Raw genomic sequence first — 17776 nt, forward strand, 5'->3', positions numbered from 1 at the left:
CTGGGCCAGCCATATGCACACCATGGCGCTTCCCCCGCAACCCTGGCCCACCGGCGATGTCGAACAGCTCGAGCCGCTGGTGGCGCGCGTGCTTGCGCCCAATGCCTCGCCCTTCACCTACACCGGCACACAGACCTATCTGGTGGGAACGACGGACCTGGCGGTGATCGATGCCGGACCGGCGGACGATCGGCACCTTGCCGCCCTTATCCGGGCCATCGCGGGGCGCGAGGTGACCGCGATCATGTGCACCCACACCCATCGCGATCACTCGCCCGCTGCCGCGCCATTGGCGGAAGCGACGGGAGCGCCGGTGGTCGGCTGCGCTCCGCTGGTGATCGAGACCGACCAGCCCCGCCTCGATGCCGCGTTCGACCGCAGCTACGCGCCCGACCGCGTGCTGGAGGATGGCGAAGCGATGGCCGGCCGGGGCTGGACGCTGCGGGCCGTGCACACGCCCGGCCACACGTCGAACCATCTGTGCTTCGCACTGGAGGAAAGCGGCGCGCTGTTCACAGGCGATCACGTGATGGGCTGGTCCACCAGCGTCGTCGTCCCGCCCGATGGCGATATGGGCGACTACCTGTCCAGCCTCTCCGCCCTGCAAGAGCGTCAGGACCGTGTTTACTATCCTGCCCACGGCGGGCCGGTCGAAAAGCCTCGCCAGCTGGTGCGCGGCATGATCGGCCATCGCCGCGCGCGCGAACGGCAGATAGAGAAGCTGCTGCGCGAGGAAGCGCGCGCGATCGAGGCGCTCGTGCCGGTCATGTATAAGGGCGTGGACGAGCGGCTCTGGCCCGCCGCATCCATGAGTGTGTACGCACACCTGCTCGATATGGAACGGCGCGGCACGGTCGCCCGTTTGGGAGATGTATGGACGACAAGCTAGAAGAAAACGAGCGGTCCCGCGTCGAAGTGCTGGGCGCGCCGCGTGCGCATGGCGAATTGGTGTCGCGGCCAGCCAGCCCCGCGCTGTGGGTGGTCATCACGCTGATGGCCGTGGCGCTGGCCTGGCTCGCATGGGAGCGCTGGGGACCGCAGGATGACGGCGACATCGTCGGCAGCGCGATGCTCGCCTTCGAGGAGCAGAATGCGCTCACCGTCTTTTCCTCCCGGTTCGAAGTCGTCGCGCAGAGCACGTCCACGCCGAGCGTCGGCCCGCTGGAATTCGAGGCGCTGCAAACGCGCCAGGCGATGATCGTGCCTGCCACGGTCGAGTACAGGCTCGACCTGTCGGACATGGAGCGTGGCAACTTCACTTGGGACGAGGCGAGCGAAACGCTCGACGTCACACTGCCGCCCCTCACCGTATCGACGCCGAACATCAACGAGGCGGAGGCGCGCTATTTCACCGATGGCGTCTATGTCAGCCGCGATGCCTCGGTGTCGCTCAGCCGCAGCAATTCGCGCATCGCCGAAGAGCGCGCCCGCGAATTCGCGGCCAATCCCGAGGTTACCAAGATGGCCCGTGATGCCGCGCGCGCCGCCATCCGCCAGAACCTCGCAATCCCGCTACAGGTTGCAGGGTACGGCGATGTGCAGGTGCGCGTCCGCTTCGCCGATCAGGGGTGAGCGAGCAAATCACCTTCGACGAGTTCATGAAAGTCGACATGCGCTGCGGCACGGTCGTCGATGCGCAGCCTTTCCCGGAAGCGCGCAAGTCCGCCATCAAGCTGTGGGTCGATTTCGGCGAAGACCTGGGCGTGAAGAAAAGCAGCGCGCAGATCGCCGAGCACTATGCGCCCGATACGCTCATCGGACAGCGGGTTATGGCCGTCGTGAACTTCCCACCGCGTCAGATCGGGCCGTTCATGTCCGAAGTTCTGGTGCTCGGCTTCGCGGATAGCGATGGCGCGATCCGCCTCGTCCATCCGCATGACGACCTGCCCGATGGGGCGCGGCTGTCATAGAAAAGGCGGGAGCAAGCCATTGTTCGCCCCCGCCCTTCATTTTCCAACGCCAGACGATCAGTAGTCGAAGCCGACCCTGATCCCGACCGTCAGCGGACGGTTGATCACGATCCGCTCCACGTCGTTGACGTAATTGCCGGAAATCTCGGCACGCTCGTCGAACAGGTTCTCACCGAACAGTTCGACGCGCCATTGATCCATCACCACGCCGGTCGACAGGTCGACCACCGAATAACTGTCGAGCTCGAACTTGTTGATCTCGATAATGTCGGTGAACTTCGATGCCGAATAGGTGAATTGCGGCATGACGAACGCTTCCACGTCGCTGGTCAGATCCCACTCATAACGAGCGCGGATATTGCCCTGGAAGCTTGGCGCGAAGGCCAGCGGCTCGCCGACGATAACGTCCTGCGTCGGCGTCAGCACCTCGGTGATCTCGCTATCGAGCACGGAGAACGCACCCGCCACGGTCAGGCCCGGCAGCGCATAAGGCGCGATGGTGAAATCGGCCTCCAGCCCGTAGATTTCCGCATCCGCCGCATTGTCCGAGAAGAACAGATTGGTGATGCTGGGGTCGAAAATCGTGGTCTGCAACCGGCTGATATCGACATAGAAGGCGCTGCCGTTGATGCGGAACTGGCCATCGATCAGGTCCAGCTTCCAGCCCAGTTCGTAATTCTGCACCTCGTCCGTGTCGAGCTCGAATGGAACGGTGAAGCCCGCGCCATTGGTCGCCCCGCCGGGACGGTTCAGCAGGCCCGGACGGAAGCCTTCCGAATAGGTCGCGTAAAGCAGCGTGTCCGGCGTCGGCGTGACCGTCACCGTGCCCTTCACGATAACGCCGCTTGCTTCGGCAACGTCGGGCGCGCGGATGGAGTTGAACACCTGCTGCGCCTGCGCTTCGGAAAGGCCAGCATCCTGGATATCGTCCAGACTGTCATCCAGATCGAAAGTCTGGCGAAGGTCCGGGTTGCACGAACCGATGAAGGTGAACTGCCCATCCCCGTCATACAGATCGTTGATGTTGGTGCCGAACGCATTCTGGTCTTCATCGCTGAAGCTGTTGCAGAAGCTGGAATTTGCGCTGCCTTCGAAATCGACCTCGATGTCGTAGTAACGCGCGCCCAGCGTGACGGTCAGCAGGTCCTCGACGATATCGAAGCTGGCTTCACCGAATATGCCGAACTGCTCGTCCGTGCGGCGGATATCGTTGCGGAAGATGGTCGCCGCCGGAAACGGGCCGGGCTGCGTGGTGAAACCTTCGAACGGGAAGTTCGGCTTGAATTCGCCGAAGGGATCCGCCTCGATATTGCCGGGATAGGCGAAGTCGTTGCGCTCCTGCAATTCCAGGTCGGAATAGAAGCCGCCCGCCGTTGCGCGGAAGCGCCAGTCGGAGGGTGTGCTGAAACGCAGTTCCTGCGTGAACACGGTCGTGTTGGAATCCGACGTCACGAAAAGATTGGGCGGCTGGCAGGTGCCCTCGGGATCGTTGTCGCCCGGATAGGTCACGCCGCCATCGCAGATGTAGTATGGGAGATACTGGCCGACGAAGAGATAGTCGGTGTAATCGACCCGCTGATCGGTATCGCGATCGGTGTAGGCACCGGTGTAGACGACATCGAGCATCGCCAAGCGGCCTTCGACCGTCCAGCTCGTATTGGAGAAATCGTCTTCCAGCGTGTCTTCCTCGAAGCGCTGGATTTCCGGATCGTCCAGGCCGTCCAGCTCGGGATCGGCAAAGAAGACGCCGTCGGCATCGACGGCCTGGCGCGTATGCGCGACCGTCACCGTCCAGTCGGGCGTGATTTCCCACAGAGCGGTGGCGCGGAAACCGGCATAGCTCGTGTCGTTGAAATTCTCATCGACAAGCGCGCTGTTCTCGGTTTCGAGAAATTCGACATCGTCAAGATCGGCACCAGCCTGGAAACCTTCGCGAAGTTCGCTCACCGGCACGCCGTTTGAGCGCACCGTGCCTGCTTCGCGAAAGCGCGCGCTCTGGCTGACATCCCGCGTGCCGAGCACATTGTCGATATAGCCGCCCTGCTGATCGTAATACACGACGCCGCGCAGGCCAAAGGTGTTGGTGACGGGCACATTGACCATCACTTCGCCCTTATAGCTGGCATCGCCGCCCCGGGTGAAGGACAGGCCGGCGTTCACGCCCATGTCGAACCCGGTGAGGTCCGGCTTGTTGGTGATGAGGCGCACGACGCCCGCCTGCGAGCTCGCACCGAACAGCGTGCCCTGCGGGCCGGAAAGAACCTCGATGCGCGCGAGGTCGGCGGCGTAGACGTCGAGATTGCGGCCCGGCTGTGCCAGCGGCTGCTCGTCGAGATAGAGCGCAACGTTCGGCGCAAGACCGGCGACGCCGGCCGTGACCAGGTTCGGCGTGGTCGAAGCAAGGCCGCGAATATAGATCGTCGACTGGCCGGGGCCGCTGCCGCCCGCGGTGACGCTCGGCAGCTGGTCGAGATAATCCTCGAACGTGTCGATCGCGAGTTCCTCGAGTCCTTCTTCGCCGAGCGCCTGCACGCTGATAGGCACGTCCTGCAAATCTTCTTGCCGCTTCTGCGCGGTGACGACGATGGTTTCGACGCCGCCCTGGCGTACCTGCGCGGCGTCGTCCTGCGCATCCTGCGCGAAAGCGGGCGTCGCGGCGAGCGCAACGGCAAGCGCACCGGCAGAAGTGCCGGTTGTCAGTTTCAACATGATAGATCCCTTGGGATTGTGGATTCGCGATCGCGCCGAGCGAGTGGGGCGACCTTGACATGGGAATTGCGCGAAGGCTGGCTCGCGCCGATGGCAATTGCGTAACGGGAGCCTGGCGCACTGGCCACGGCCCGCGGACCAAACATCGGGAATCCCCTCAAATTTGTGACAGTTTTGTCACATGGGCGATGGGCGGTATCAGCTGGCGGGCGGCCAGTCCTCGCAACCCTTGGCCGTCGTCGGGACACCGTGGCGCTTGCGTCTCAGGTCGTAGACAATGGCCTTGCAGATCGACACCGCCATCAGCGCAAGCACCACGGAAAAGGGCAGCGCGCCGATGATCATGGTAATGCGGATGGCATCGATGCCGCCGATGATCAGCATGGAGCCAACCACGAAAGCCAGCGCCGCGCCCCAGAAAAGGATGTGCATCCGCCGCTGCCCTTCATTCTCGCCCGCACCGTTGATGGTGTTGACGATCAGGATCGCGCTATCCGCGCTGGTGATGAGATAGGTCATCAGCAGCACCACGACGAGGCCGGACACCACCGCCGCAACGCCCGGATCGAGCATGACGGCGAGCGTCGCGAACAGCTGGTCCGATATATTCGCACCCACGATGCTGCCTTGCGCCGCGCCGGACAGTTCGAGGTCGATCGCCGTGCCGCCGACCAGCGCCATCCAGGTAAAGCACATCAACGACGGCACCAGCATGACACCCAGCACATATTCGCGCACCGTCCGTCCGCGCGAGATACGGGCGATGAACATGCCCACGAAGGGCGCGAACGCGATCCACCACGCCCAGTAGAAGACGGACCAGTCGAGCTGCCACTGCACCAGCGCATCGCCCGCGTCGCTGCCATCGGTGGAGAACAGGGTCAGCGCAGTCTGCGGCAGGGTGCGCAGGTAATCGAAGATGCCCACCGCCAGAAGCTCGAAGCCGAGCAGCCCCGATCCCACGACGACAAACAGCACCAGCAAAGCGAAGGACAGCGCCATGTTGAGATTGCTCAGCCACTTGATCCCGCGCCCTACGCCGGAAAGCGCACTGAGTGTCGATGCGCCGACGAGCAGCGCCAGCGCCAAGATGATCGCCGCCGGAGTGGCAACGCCTTCGCCATCGAGAAGCCACTCGCCCAGCCCGAGCCTGTGCAGCCCGGCGACGAATTGCTGCACGCCGAAGCCCATCGTCACAGCAACGCCGAGGACGGTCGCGACGACCGCGACGATATCGACCACATGCCCCGCCCCGCCCGACATCGCCCGGCCGAAGATCGGCGCGAGGGCGGAGCGGATGGTGAGCGGCAGGTTCCGGCGATAGGCAACGTAACCGATGGCAAGGCCGACCAGTCCATATGTTCCCCACGCTGCCAAGCCCCAGTGAAGGAAAGTGTAGATGTAGGCAGGCCGCACGGCCTCCTGGGTCATTGGCTGGACCTGTCCGCGAATGATGTCCGGATTGTTGGCGAAATGTGCGAGCGGCTCGCCCGTGGAATAGGTCAACATGCCTATGCCGATGCCCGCGCCGAACAGCATGGCAAACCAGCTGAACCGGCCGAATTCAGGGCGCTCGTCCGCCATTCCGATGCGCAAGCTGCCCGATTGCGGGATGATGGCCAGCACGATGGCGACCATCATCACCGCCGCGACGAGATAGACATACCAGCCGCTGAACGTTGAAATGATCGTCGAATTGGCGGCTGTCAGCGTGTCGTTCGCCTGCACCGGGAAGAAGATCGCCCACATGATGATCAGCGAGATGATGACCTTCGAGGGGATCGTCACCTGGCGACTGAAGCCGTCGTAAAAGCCGCGATCATGCGTGGCGATGGGCAGGTCGACCAGCGGCGGCTCGACAGGCGCATTGCCCGGTTCGGTGGCCGGAACCTGCTGTGTCACGCGCTTCTCCTGTCATCGATATCGGACGCGCCCGCGCCGCGCACATAACGTGCGTCGATCCGGACAATGTGGGGAACGTGGCGAGCATACCGGCTATGCGCCGCAATGCAAACCGCCGGAAACCCCTCGCCAGCGCGTGGCTTGTGTCTATAAGCATTCGAGAAACACATCCGACGGGGCCGAATATGACCGACCAGCCGACCAGCCTTTCAGGGCTAGACCTGCGCGAAGAGATCGACCGCCTGCGAAAGGAGCGCAACGCCGTGATCCTTGCGCATTACTATCAGAAGCCCGAGCTGCAGGATCTCGCCGATTTCGTCGGTGACTCGCTGGAGCTTTCGAAAAAGGCGGCGGAAACCGATGCCGACGTCATCGCCTTTTGCGGGGTCAAGTTCATGGCCGACACGGCCAAGATCCTCTCGCCGGAGAAAATCGTCGTGTTGCCGGACATGGACGCCGGTTGCTCGCTGGAAGATAGCTGCCCGCCGGAAAAATTCGCCGCCTTTCGCGAAAAGCACCCCGATCACATCGCGCTAACCTATATTAACTGCTCGACCGAAGTGAAGGCGCTCAGCGACGTGATCGTCACCAGCTCAAGCGCAGAGACGATCCTCTCCCAGATTCCTGAGGACCAGCCGATCATCTTCGGGCCGGACCGGCACCTTGGCGGTTATCTCAACCGCAAATTCGATCGCGAGATGCTGCTGTGGCCGGGCGTGTGCATCGTGCACGAGGCGTTCAGCGAGACAGAACTCCTCAAGCTGAAGGCACAGCATCCCGAAGCGCCCATCGCCGCGCATCCCGAATGCCCGCCCCATATCATCGACCATGCCGATCATGTCGGCTCGACCAGCTCCATCCTGCAATTCGCCAAGACCTTCGAAGGCGATACGCTGATCGTGGCGACGGAACCGCACATCATCCACCAGATGGAAAAGGCGCTGCCGGAAAAAACCTTCCTCGGCGCGCCGGGGGCGGACGGCAACTGCAATTGCAATATCTGCCCCTACATGGCGCTCAACAATCTGGAGAAGCTCTATCTCTGTCTGCGCGATCTGGAACCGCGCATCGAGATCGAGGAAGAGCTGCGGTTGAAAGCCAGGGCGAGCCTCGACAAGATGCTGGAAATGGCGGCAGGCACGATCGGCAAGGGCGATCTGGGGCGGGTTTGATGCTGCGATTCCTCCTTGCGACACCCTTATGCGTCCTTGCGGCCCCCGTTGCTGCGCAGGAAGTGCACTACGAGCCTGGGCAAGTCTGGACTTACGAGACTGCGCCCGGAGACAATGGATCGCTGATTAAAATCCAGGAAATTGAGGCCCTAGAAGGAAAGGAGCCGATAGAGGTTTTTCATATTTCCATGATCGGCATTCGCTTGGCTGATGGCACCGTTTTACCGGGCATCATGCACATGCCGGTTTCCCGTAGGACGCTTGATCACAGCGTCATCGAACTTTCGGATAGCGACGTGCCTTTCCCCGACCACCGCGAAGGGCTCGCGATGTGGAGAGATGCGAATGGCGGTGTTTTCACGATCTCGCTGGCCGCTATTGCAGACGTTGTTCGCGAACAGGTCGCCGCCTCGATGAATTGAGCGCCAACAGGCTTACAAATACGTAATCCGGCTAACGCTCCAGCCGCTCCGCCAGCATGTGCGGGACGGTCATCCCGAAAGCCAAGGCCGCCACCACGGTGAGCGGGACAAATCCGGCATTCCAGGCGAGCGCAAGTGCGACCGTCCCAGCAAGCGCCAATGCGCTGGTGATCCACTGCGCGCGGAGAACCGCGTCACAGCCGTGCCGCTCGGCCTGTTCGGCCTGAAGCGGAAGTGCGTGGCCGACGAGAAAGGCAGTGCCGACGGCAAGGACCGGGTGCAAGAATGCGACGGCCAGCGCCGACACGATCAGCGCCGGGTCTCGCGGCTGGCGGAGTAGCTGCGCGGCGGCGAGCGCCAGTCCGGCGAGTCCGATGGTGGCGACACCGTAGAGCCAGATGTCTGGTGGAGCGAAGCCGAGGATCGCAGCGAACACGGCGGCGGTCTCCTCGAAGCGCAGCGCCATGCTGCCGCCGATCACGAGTGCGGCATAGGCCCAACCGCGCAGCCAGTCGCCATGCAGGGAGCGGGCGAAATGCCAGAGCGACAGGCCGAGAAAGAGCGTGAGGCCGGCCAGCGGCAGCATCACGAAGACGGCGGCAACGGCCAGTCCGGCGACGATATAGGCCGCCGCCTGCCATATGCCGAAAGGGCGGATCGTGCCGTCCTGCTCGTCCCCCGCACCGTGTGCCGTTCCGATCAGGAAGAATATGAGACCGAGCACGACTGCGATGCTCGTGCCGGAGAGTTGCGCAACTCCGGCAACCGCCAGCACCACAAACGGAAGGGCGGCCCGCACGCCGTGTGCGGACCGCCCTTCATTGGCTGCCGGGGCAGCCGCCATATCAGTCGCCGCGCTGCGAGGCGACCTTGGCGCCCAGCGGGCTGATCTCGAGCGCCTCTGCCGCAGGCGCGTAGCCTTCCAGCGCACTGCGACGCAGGACGTATCGCGACAGGATGATACCATAGACCAGCTTGGTCGAGATATCGGCGATGGAGAACAGCAGCTGACGAACCACCACAATGTCTCCGGTGTAGCCAAGTTGCGGGAGCGCATAGGCGATGGGATACAGGCCCCAGGTGGCCAGGAAGTACCACCAGATGTTCTTCGGCCATGCCGAGAGCTCGCTCGGGCTGGTCTTGATCGCGTAAGAGATCACGCCGCGCACTTCGACGATCAGCCACACGAAGAACACGGTGGAGATCACGCCCCAAAGGTTCAGGCGAGAGAAATCGCCGGTCTCACCGAATTGGCCGTAGAGGCCGGTCCAGATCATCAGCACGCCCGGAATGATCATGCGGATAGAGCGTTTGTGCAGGTCCGGTCGGGGCAGGGCGAAGGCAATGGCGAGCTGCGTCAGCAGGATGGGGACCGTAATGGTCCAGTTGCCGTAGCGGAACGCGTTGGTAAAGGTCTGGCCCTCCGCCATCGGCAGATAGAACGAGCCGTTGAAGGCGTATGTCGCATCCCAGATCTGGAATTCGCGCATCAGGCTGAGACCCGCACTCGCCATGACCAGCGCCGACATGATCGGCACGATGCGGTAGCGCGGCGCAAGCTGGAAGCTCATCATGATGAAATAGAGAATGAAGGCGAAATGCGCGCCATAGCTGACCATCAGGATCAGCGAACCGGTAGTATACTGACCGGACGTGAGCGGCACGAGATTTTCGATACTGCCCGTCAGCCTACCGATTTCGGCGATGGCGGGGGCGATTTCTGGAGCCTGGGGTAGTGTCATATTTGACGCCTCGAACCCGACCGTATCGACAGCGCGGGCCCTGCCCTCGCGCCGCCCTCCGCCGACGGTCGAAACCGGCAGGAAAGCTGGCAACTAAAGTCCGCCTCGCGGGTTAAGGTTCCCGACATGACCATATTTCTGTTTCTCTGCTGGCGCCGATAACGCATGAAATTGCGTGACTTGCGGCTATCAATCCGGTGCACGGGATGAACCTGCTGCGCCCTCTCGACCGTGCGAATAGCTGGATCTGGCACAAGCTGATCGCGAATTACTGGTCCGCACCGGCGACCACGGTCGCGCTCGCCCCCCTGCTGGCCTTCGCAATCCTCTATCTCGATCGCAATGGCGGCACCGCCTGGATGATAGAACACGGGCTGCAGACCGTTTCCAGCGCGGAGACGGCGCGCGATTTCGCCGCCATCGTAGCCAGCATCAATGCCGCTTTCCTGACGTTGTACTTCTCGATCACGCTGATCGTGTTGACGATGGCGGCGGGGACGCTGGGCGTACGCCTGATCGACCGCTGGCTGGACAAGCGCATCGTCAAGATTTCGCTGTGCACATTGTGTTTCAGCTTCGTGGTCGCGCTTATCGCAATGCTTGCCATCGATCCGAGCGAGGATCTCACGCGTGTGCCGCTCATCCTGATCGGGCTGGTGCTCTTAATGCAGCTGATCGCGCTCGGCCTGCTGGCGATCTCACTGCACGATCTTGGCCGGACGATGTTCGTCGACACGTCGATCCACGCCGTCGGGCGCGATGCGAAGGTTCGCCCGGCGGAACTGGAAGTCCGCGATCCCCACAAGGGGCCCTGGGCAGCGGAACTGCGCGCCGACAGGACCGGTTATGTCGAAGGCCTGGAAGTCGACCGCCTCGTCCGCAAGCTCGAAGATCACGAGGGCACAATCCGCATTTGCGTCGCGCCGGGTCAGCATGTGCTCGAAGGCGAAATCCTGATCCAGTTCGAAAAGGAGCCGGACAATATTCCCGACCTGCAGGCCGGTATTCCGGTGGGCGCCATTCGCAGCGACAATCAGGGCGCCGTGTTCCGCATTCGGCTGCTGGTCGAAATCGGCGCGCGCGCTCTCTCACCTGCTATCAACGATTTCTACACGGCGATCACCTGCGCGGACAAGCTGGTCGACGCCATGCTCGGCCAGACGAAGAATTGGGTGGATGCGGGCAAGGTCGGCTGCGCGAAACAGCATCCGCGCTTCGAATTGCCGGGGCAGGATTTTCGATCGCTGTTCGAAGATCCAATGCACGCCTTCCGGCAAGCAGCCTGCACCTACCCCTCCGTCACCATCCGCATGATCCAGAATTATTCGCGCGTCCGGATTTATGCGCAAAAGCATGATCTTTCGGGCGAGCTGTCCGATTTTCTCTGCCAGCTTGCCAAGGAGCTGCGCGATCATGCTATCTCGGTCACCGGTTTCGAGGGAGACCGCAACGATATCGAAGAGGCCTTCAATCATGGCTTCGAGGATGAGAACTTTCGCAAGGGCATGGCGGCATGACAGCAGAAATCCGCTTTTTCTGGGCACGGCTGAATGCCAATTACTGGTTCTATCCGGCCGTGTTCTCGATCTTCGCGGCGTTTCTCGCGTTTGCGATGATCTACCTCGATCGCAGCGGCGCCGCGTCCTTACTCAATGACGTGTCCTGGCTGATGCCGTCACGCCCGACCGGCGCATCCAACCTGCTGACCGTCATGGCGGGGAGCATGATCGGCACGGCGGCCACCGTTTTCTCGATCACCATTGCGGCCGTCGCCTATGCCAGTGGCAATTACGGTCCCCGCCTGCTTACCAATTTCATGGAAGACCGCGGCAACCAGCTCAGCCTTGCGACCTTCATCGGCAGCTTCGTCTATGCCCTGATCGTGCTGCGCGCCGTGCGTACGGAGGATGAGACGTCTGCCGTCGGGGTGGCAACCGCGCTGCCCGGCTTCGCACCGCAATTGTCGCTGCTCGTGGCCTATGCGCTTCTCGCGATCTGCGTCGCGGTGCTGGTGTTCTTCCTCAATCACATCCCTTCCTCGATCCGCATCAATATGGTGCTCGAAGGAATCGGACGGCGTCTGCTCGACGCGATCAGGGAGATGTACCCGGTCGAAGACGAACTCGGCGACGCGCGCGAGGGGATCGACGGCGCAGAGCTGACAGCCTGGGGCACCGGCTACATCCAGATGATCGATTACGAGGACATGGTCGAGCTGGCACGCAAGCATGATGCCACGTTTTCGCTCATCGTGCGCACCGGCGATTTTGTTCACCGCGATCTGCCGCTCATGCGGATCGACGGCGTGGAGCCGAAAGAGATCGAGGAAGAAATTCGCGAGTGTTTTACATTGGGCGCAACGCGCACGCCAGAGCAGGATCCGCAATTCCTGATGGACGAACTGGTCGAAATCGGGTTGCGCGCGCTTTCCCCCGGCATCAACGACCCCTTCACTGCCATCACGGCCCTGCATTGGTTGGGTGCCTCTACAGCCGAGATCGGCCGCCGCGATCTGCGCCGGGATATCTGCCCGGGCGACGATAGCGAGGAGGAATGCCCCGTCATTCCTCGCGCCGACGATTTCGACCATTATGTGGAACGCGGCTTCGGCTCCATTCGCAGCGGCGTCGCGACCAGTTCGACGGCGTCACAGATCATGTTCGAATCGCTGGAAAATGCCGCCATTCCGATCCAGCACTCGAAGCGCTGCAAATCGCTCGAGAACGAGGCCGAATTGCTGATGAAGCAGGCGCGGACGGCTCTGAAAGGACCGGACCTCGAAAAGGTCGAGGAGCGCTACAAACTCTTCAAGGAGCGCCTGAGCGCATCTCACGTGCGCGCGGCCTGAACCGCTTGGGACTGCGCAATTCGCGCGAGGACAAGCGCGCTGCCGACCAGGGTGATGCCGAGAAAGTCGAGCGGCACAAGCACCTCGCCGAACTGCAACCAACCCACGATGGCGGCGACAGCAGGCTGCGTCAGCAGCGCGATGCCGATGATGAGCGGCGGGAAGTGGCGCAGCGCGTAGACGAGCAGGCCTTGCCCGACCAACTGGCTCGAAAAAGCGAGAAGCACGACCGGCCGCCAGTCGGTTGGCCAGACCGGCTCTCCCAGCAGCAACGCGATAGCGAGCAGCACCGGCGCGCTCGCAATGCCCGCCAGCGTCAGCGCGGACCAGCCGCCCAGCGTTCGCCGTGCATCCTGCATTGTCAGGAGATATCCGGCATACAGCAGTCCCGCGAGGAGGCAGAACATGTCCCCGACCGCATTGCTCTGTGAAATTTCGAACGAGCGTCCGAGCAGGATCGCCGCACCGCTCAGCGCTGCCAGGATAGCGTACCATTCGCGGCCCTTGGGCGAACGCCTGAGGGCAATGAACGCCCAGATCATCAGAATCACGCTGCCCGAATTGCCGAACAGAACCGCATTGGCGAGCCGCGTTTCACCGATGCCGAGATGCCAGCTCGCAATATCCAGCCCGAAGAAAACGCCGCCGAGCAGGACCAGCCAGACCAGCCGCCGATCGACGCCAGTAAGCCGCTGGCCGCTCGCGAATGCTATCGCGGCGAGAAACGGCAGCGCCAGCGCCACGCGCCAGAACCCCGCGCTGACTGGCCCGGTATCGGCAAGGCGCACCAGCCACGGGCCCAGCGCCAGCGCGACATTGCCACCGAGCAGCGCGAGCATCGGTACGGCGCGGCTTTTCAGCGAGTCGACTGGCGCTTCCATCCGCCCGGTCTAGCGCGCGGCGGCCCGATGGCTATAGATGTCCGCTATTGGATAGGAGGGGAGAACGAGGCGTGCCGATCCGATCGTGGCTTTTCGTGCCGGGCGACAGCGAACGCAAAATGGCCAAGGCGCCGGATTGCGGTGCCGATATCGTTATCCTCGATCTGGAGGATGCGGTCGCGCCGGGGCGCAAGGAGGAGGCGCGCGCTCTCACCAGGCAATGGCTTTGCGCGCGTGAGGAGCCAACCAAGGATGCGCCCGATTACTGGGTGCGGATCAATCCGCTCGACACCGGCTATTGGCATTACGATGTCGAGGCGGCGCTGATCGGCAAGGCGGCCGGCCTGGTCGTGCCGAAAGCCGCGGGCCCGGAACATTTGAAGCGGTTGGTCGGCGTTCTGTACGAGCTCGAACCGCGCAATGGCATCGCGCCCGGCTCGACCAAGCTGCTGCCACTGGTGAGCGAGACCGCGCAGGCCGCCAACGCAATCGCCGCCTACGGCCTACCCGGAAACGAATTGCCGCGTTTGACCGGCCTCACCTGGGGCGCAGAGGATCTGTCCGCCGCCATCGGCGCCACGCGCAAGCATGACGAGCGCGGACGATGGACGGATCTGATGCGCATGGTACGCGCGCAGACGCTGCTCGCCGCGCACGCTGCCGAAGTCGCCGCCATCGACACGCTACATGCCGATTTCCGCGACGAGGACGGCCTGCGCGCCGCCGCGACCGGCGCGTTCGCAGACGGCTTTTCGGGCATGCTCGCCATTCATCCGGCGCAGGTGCCGATCATCAATGACGCTTTCAGCCCCAGCGAGGAGCAGCTGGCGGAAGCGCGGGCGATCGTGGAACTCTTCAGCGCCAATCCAGGCGTCGGCGCACTGCAACTGGACGGCCGGATGGTCGACCAGCCGCATCTCGTGCAGGCAAAGAAATTGCTGGCGCAGGCGCGCTAGCTGTCCTCCTCTTCCTCACCGTCGGCCTCAGCCCCGTCATCGGTATCGCCGGCCTCACTTTCGGCGAGCGGTGCTTGCGAGCGAACCTGATCGAGCGGCAGCATGGCATCGCTGATCGTGCCTTCCAGCACTTCGCCAGACGACTCGCGTCCGTCCTCATCCGTAGTCGGCCCGGCGTCTTCGCCACAGGCCGCCAGGATGGCGAGCGGCAGAAAAAGGATGGCAGGCAGGCGGGCGTTCATGCGCGGGGCTTCTCCGACAATTCGAGCGCGGCAAGAAATGCATCCGCGCGGGCGAGCAATGCCGCATCCCACTCCTCCGGCGCAAGCGCTATTCCCAGCTGTTCCATGCTGGTGACGCCGTATTCGGCGATGCCGCATGGCACGATGCCACTGAAATGGGACAGATCGGGCGACAGGTTCACTGCAAAGCCGTGCATCGTCACCCAGCGGCGCACCCTGACGCCAATCGCTCCGATCTTGGCTTCATTACCGGCGCGATCGCGCGTCCAGATACCGATCCGGTCCGGCACGGCGAACGCCTCGACCTTGAAATCGGCGAGAGCCTCGATGACCCAGCTTTCAAGCGCATGCACGAATTGGCGGATATCTTTTGCACGGCGCGACAGATCGAGCAGGACATAGGTCACGCGCTGACCCGGGCCGTGATAGGTGTAGCGACCGCCCCGCCCCGTCTCCACCACGTCGAAGCGCGGGTCGACCAGGTCGCTCGCATCGGCGCTCGTCCCGGCGGTATAGACCGGCGGATGTTCGAGCATCCAGATCAGCTCATCTGCAGCGCCCGCGGCAATGGCCTGATTGCGCGCCTCCTGTTCCGCCATTGCTGCGCGATAATCGACAAGGCCGCTGCTGCGACGCCACTCGATGGCATCATGCGATGTTTCGGCTGGGAGAATTGCGTGGGTCATATCTTCGGCGGCATTGCGTGGCTGGGCACAGGCGGCCTATCAGGGGTGCCAACGTATTTCGAGGGGACTTATGGCAATCAAACTGGATTTGGGCCGGGCGTGGAACGAGGCCGTCGCGCTGATGTCTGCGAACAAGGATGTGATCGCCGTGGTTGCCGGGGTTTTCTTCTTCCTGCCCAGCGCAATTTCGACCATCGCCATTCCGATGGGCGACATCCAAGCCGCGGCTGGATCGGGCGAGATCGAGCCGGAGGCGCTGCTGGATCTACTCGCCGGCTTCTACGCGCAATATTGGTGGGTGTTCGCACTCGTCGCGCTGTTTCAAGCCGTCGGCATGATCGGCCTGCTCGCGCTTCTGACGGACCAACGGCGACCGACCGTCGGAGAGGCACTCGGATTCGGTTTGAAAGCCCTCATCCCCTACATCGCCGCCCAGCTCCTCGCGACCTTCTTGCTCGTTGCCGCCTTCTTGCTGCCGATCGTTCTTGGCGCGGCGATCAACACGGCGGTCGCTGTGCTGCTCGGCGTGGTCGGCGTCGTGCTCGCCATTTACATCTGGGTGAAGTTCGCGCTCGTCTCTCCCGTCATCGCTATCGAGCGGGAAATGAACCCCCTTGCCGCTCTGCGGCGCAGCTGGAAGCTGACGAAAGGCAATTCGCTGCGCCTGTTCGCCTTTATCGCCCTGCTCGCGCTGTGTTTCGCGGTGCTGACCTTGCTTGCGAACATGGTGTTCTCGATCGCCACCGTGGCGGGAGAACAGGTCGGTCTGTTCGTCAGTGCAATCGGCGGTGCCGTCATGAATTCGGCGCTTGTCGTGGTATTTCTGGCCGTGCTGGCAGCCGTTCACCGGCAGCTTTCCGGCGGCACAAGTGAAGCGGTGCGCGACGCTTTCGAATAGGCGGCTAGGCCCGGTCGGCGGCCTCGGCGTCGTCCTTCCAGCCCCAGGCCAGCACGCAAGGCGGGATATTCAGCCAGGTAAATCCGGTGTCGACGCGCGGGAAATGGCGTGCCGTCAAGTCCCGCGCCACGCCCTTGAACTGATATGTCAGGAATGCGCCGCCCTCGCGGATCACGCGATGCGTCGCTTCGACGATGGAATTGCCGACGCCTTCCGGCAGGGTCGAGAAGGGAAGTCCTGAAAGCACGTAATCGGCTTTTTCATGGCCGATCATCCGAACGATATCCTCGACGTCCTCGGCCGAGCCCAGAACGGCATGAAAGCGGCTGTCCCGGATCGTGCGCTTCAGATAATCGATGAAGAGCGGGTTGGTGTCGATCACGAGCAGCTCCCCATCGCGCGCCAGCCGATCCAGCACGGGCTGGCAGAATGTGCCGACACCAGGCCCGTATTCCACGAAAAGCTTGCAATCGTCCCAGTCGACCGGCGCCAACATCGCGTCGATGGTCACCCGGCTCGACGGAATGACGGAGCCGACCATGCGCGGTTCTTCCAGGAAGCCGCGAAAGAAGATGCCCGCCGGGCCTAGGGCGCGCATCATGCGGCTGCGAAGGCCGGGGCGGCGCTCGCGCGCCAAGTCGTTACCTTTCATGACGGGGAAGTGTCCTCATAAGCGACAAGTGATCAGGCTGACATCGCTTCGCTTGCGATGCAAGGGGGTAGCAAATGCTAGAGAATGTCCTCGACGCGCTCTTTCGGGCGGCAAAGGCGCGCACCTTTCTCGGTCTCGACCAGCGGGCGATTGATGAGGATTGGCTCAGCCGCCATCGCATCTAGGACGGTATCGTCGTCGGCCTGCGACAGGCCGCGCTCTTCCGCATCGGTGCCGCGCAAGCGCAGGCCCTCGGCCGGCGTCATCCCGGCATCGGCAAAAAGCTGCGCGAGCTTTTCGCGAGCGGGTGGGTTCTTCAGATATTCGACAATTTCGACATCGACGCCGTCGCGCTCCTGCAGGATCGCCAGCGTGTTGCGGGACGTGCCGCATTTCGGATTGTGCCAGATCGTCGCCTTCATCGCCGTCTCCTGCGTTCGCCTGTGCCTGCAAAGTCGCGCTGCGCCCTAGCGCGCGAAAAAAATCGCGCCAAGTGTCGATTGGCTGTTGCCACTGATAATCATTCTCAATAAAGGTGCTCTTGCAAATCAATCGCAATAGCGAATCACGCAAGATCCGAGGGAATTTCACATCCGTACGACCGCCATCCGCTTCGCCCTGCTTCTCTCCACGGTAAGCATCCCTTCCCTCGCCCACGCCGAGGAGCCGACCGGCCCCGAAACAGGTGAAGCCTCAGAAGGGCCGCAGACCGCTTCGCAGGAGCGCGATGGCGAGGAGATCGTCGTTACCGGCACG

18 protein-coding genes are annotated in these 17776 nt (G+C 62.9%); 9 read left to right on the top strand and 9 right to left on the bottom strand.

Features of this window, described 5'->3' with window-relative positions; genetic code table 11:
- Positions 1-13: 13 nt before the first annotated feature.
- Genes D6201_RS07190 through D6201_RS07200 form a run of 3 tightly spaced genes read left to right on the top strand, consistent with a single transcriptional unit; the run spans position 14 to position 1910 of the window.
- Complete coding sequence (locus D6201_RS07190; protein ID WP_422664717.1) at positions 14-889, top strand: MBL fold metallo-hydrolase; 876 nt, start codon at positions 14-16, stop codon at positions 887-889.
- Positions 874-1572, top strand: a complete 699-nt coding sequence (locus D6201_RS07195) for a DUF4230 domain-containing protein (protein WP_242447467.1) — start codon at positions 874-876, stop codon at positions 1570-1572. The genes D6201_RS07190 and D6201_RS07195 overlap by 16 nt, the downstream gene beginning before the upstream one ends.
- The gene (locus tag D6201_RS07200) at positions 1569-1910 is read left to right on the top strand and encodes a tRNA-binding protein (protein ID WP_120048179.1); all 342 of its coding nucleotides are present in this window, start codon (positions 1569-1571) and stop codon (positions 1908-1910) included. The genes D6201_RS07195 and D6201_RS07200 overlap by 4 nt, the downstream gene beginning before the upstream one ends.
- Positions 1911-1967: 57 nt before the next feature.
- Here D6201_RS07200 and D6201_RS07205 read toward each other — a convergent pair whose 3' ends face one another.
- Together D6201_RS07205 and D6201_RS07210 are read right to left on the bottom strand one after the other, a co-directional pair.
- Entirely contained in the window at positions 1968-4619 is a 2652-nt protein-coding gene (locus D6201_RS07205; RefSeq protein ID WP_120048180.1) for a TonB-dependent receptor, read from the bottom strand.
- A gap of 198 nt (positions 4620-4817) precedes the next feature.
- Entirely contained in the window at positions 4818-6521 is a 1704-nt protein-coding gene (locus D6201_RS07210) for a BCCT family transporter (protein WP_120048181.1), read from the bottom strand.
- Positions 6522-6706: 185 nt separating this feature from the next.
- Between D6201_RS07210 and nadA the strand changes: the two genes are divergently transcribed.
- Both nadA and D6201_RS07220 read left to right on the top strand, forming a co-directional pair.
- The gene (nadA, locus tag D6201_RS07215; protein ID WP_120048182.1) at positions 6707-7693 is read left to right on the top strand and encodes a quinolinate synthase NadA; all 987 of its coding nucleotides are present in this window, start codon (positions 6707-6709) and stop codon (positions 7691-7693) included.
- Positions 7693-8115 (top strand): hypothetical protein, encoded by a 423-nt coding sequence (locus D6201_RS07220; protein ID WP_120048183.1) that lies wholly within the window; start codon positions 7693-7695, stop codon positions 8113-8115. Before nadA ends, D6201_RS07220 begins: the two co-directional genes overlap by 1 nt.
- A 31-nt stretch (positions 8116-8146) precedes the next feature.
- Here the strand turns inward: D6201_RS07220 and D6201_RS07225 are convergent, their stop codons facing one another.
- Both D6201_RS07225 and D6201_RS07230 read right to left on the bottom strand, forming a co-directional pair.
- Positions 8147-8959: a Brp/Blh family beta-carotene 15,15'-dioxygenase gene (locus D6201_RS07225; RefSeq protein WP_165853515.1), complete on the bottom strand. Its 813-nt coding sequence runs from the start codon at positions 8957-8959 to the stop codon at positions 8147-8149.
- A 1-nt stretch (position 8960) separates the two neighbouring features.
- Positions 8961-9857, bottom strand: coding sequence for a bacteriorhodopsin (locus D6201_RS07230; RefSeq protein ID WP_120049272.1), 897 nt, complete (start codon positions 9855-9857; stop codon positions 8961-8963).
- Between the two features lie 206 nt (positions 9858-10063).
- On the opposite strand from D6201_RS07230, the gene D6201_RS07235 reads away from it, so the two are divergent.
- Both D6201_RS07235 and D6201_RS07240 read left to right on the top strand, forming a co-directional pair.
- Positions 10064-11374: a DUF2254 family protein gene (locus tag D6201_RS07235; protein ID WP_120048185.1), complete on the top strand. Its 1311-nt coding sequence runs from the start codon at positions 10064-10066 to the stop codon at positions 11372-11374.
- Positions 11371-12705: a DUF2254 domain-containing protein gene (locus D6201_RS07240; protein WP_120048186.1), complete on the top strand. Its 1335-nt coding sequence runs from the start codon at positions 11371-11373 to the stop codon at positions 12703-12705. The genes D6201_RS07235 and D6201_RS07240 overlap by 4 nt, the downstream gene beginning before the upstream one ends.
- Here D6201_RS07240 and D6201_RS07245 read toward each other — a convergent pair.
- On the bottom strand, positions 12687-13586 hold the full coding sequence (locus D6201_RS07245) for a DMT family transporter (protein WP_120048187.1): 900 nt from the start codon (positions 13584-13586) through the stop codon (positions 12687-12689). The genes D6201_RS07240 and D6201_RS07245 overlap by 19 nt on opposite strands.
- A 71-nt stretch (positions 13587-13657) precedes the next feature.
- Between D6201_RS07245 and D6201_RS07250 the strand changes: the two genes are divergently transcribed.
- A complete protein-coding gene (locus tag D6201_RS07250) occupies positions 13658-14542 on the top strand; it encodes an HpcH/HpaI aldolase/citrate lyase family protein (RefSeq protein WP_120048188.1) in 885 nt (294 codons plus the stop codon).
- On the opposite strand, the gene D6201_RS07255 is transcribed toward D6201_RS07250, so the two are convergent.
- The gene (locus D6201_RS07255) at positions 14539-14784 is read right to left on the bottom strand and encodes a hypothetical protein (RefSeq protein WP_120048189.1); all 246 of its coding nucleotides are present in this window, start codon (positions 14782-14784) and stop codon (positions 14539-14541) included. The two genes, D6201_RS07250 and D6201_RS07255, sit on opposite strands and share 4 nt — an antisense overlap.
- Complete coding sequence (gene lipB / locus D6201_RS07260; RefSeq protein WP_120048190.1) at positions 14781-15470, bottom strand: lipoyl(octanoyl) transferase LipB; 690 nt, start codon at positions 15468-15470, stop codon at positions 14781-14783. The genes D6201_RS07255 and lipB overlap by 4 nt, the downstream gene beginning before the upstream one ends.
- 70 nt (positions 15471-15540) lie before the next feature.
- Between lipB and D6201_RS07265 the strand changes: the two genes are divergently transcribed.
- Positions 15541-16368 carry a glycerophosphoryl diester phosphodiesterase membrane domain-containing protein gene (locus tag D6201_RS07265; protein WP_165853516.1) on the top strand — a complete coding sequence of 276 codons (828 nt, stop codon included), beginning with the start codon at positions 15541-15543 and terminating at the stop codon, positions 16366-16368.
- Positions 16369-16372: 4 nt separating this feature from the next.
- Here the strand turns inward: D6201_RS07265 and D6201_RS07270 are convergent, their stop codons facing one another.
- Together D6201_RS07270 and arsC are read right to left on the bottom strand one after the other, a co-directional pair.
- Positions 16373-17020, bottom strand: a complete 648-nt coding sequence (locus tag D6201_RS07270) for a class I SAM-dependent methyltransferase (protein WP_120048191.1) — start codon at positions 17018-17020, stop codon at positions 16373-16375.
- Between the two features lie 77 nt (positions 17021-17097).
- Entirely contained in the window at positions 17098-17442 is a 345-nt protein-coding gene (arsC, locus tag D6201_RS07275) for an arsenate reductase (glutaredoxin) (protein WP_120048192.1), read from the bottom strand.
- Positions 17443-17776: the final 334 nt, after the last annotated feature.

It is taken from the genome of Aurantiacibacter aquimixticola, assembly GCF_003605475.1.
Classification (GTDB): Bacteria; Pseudomonadota; Alphaproteobacteria; order Sphingomonadales; family Sphingomonadaceae; genus Alteraurantiacibacter; species Alteraurantiacibacter aquimixticola_B.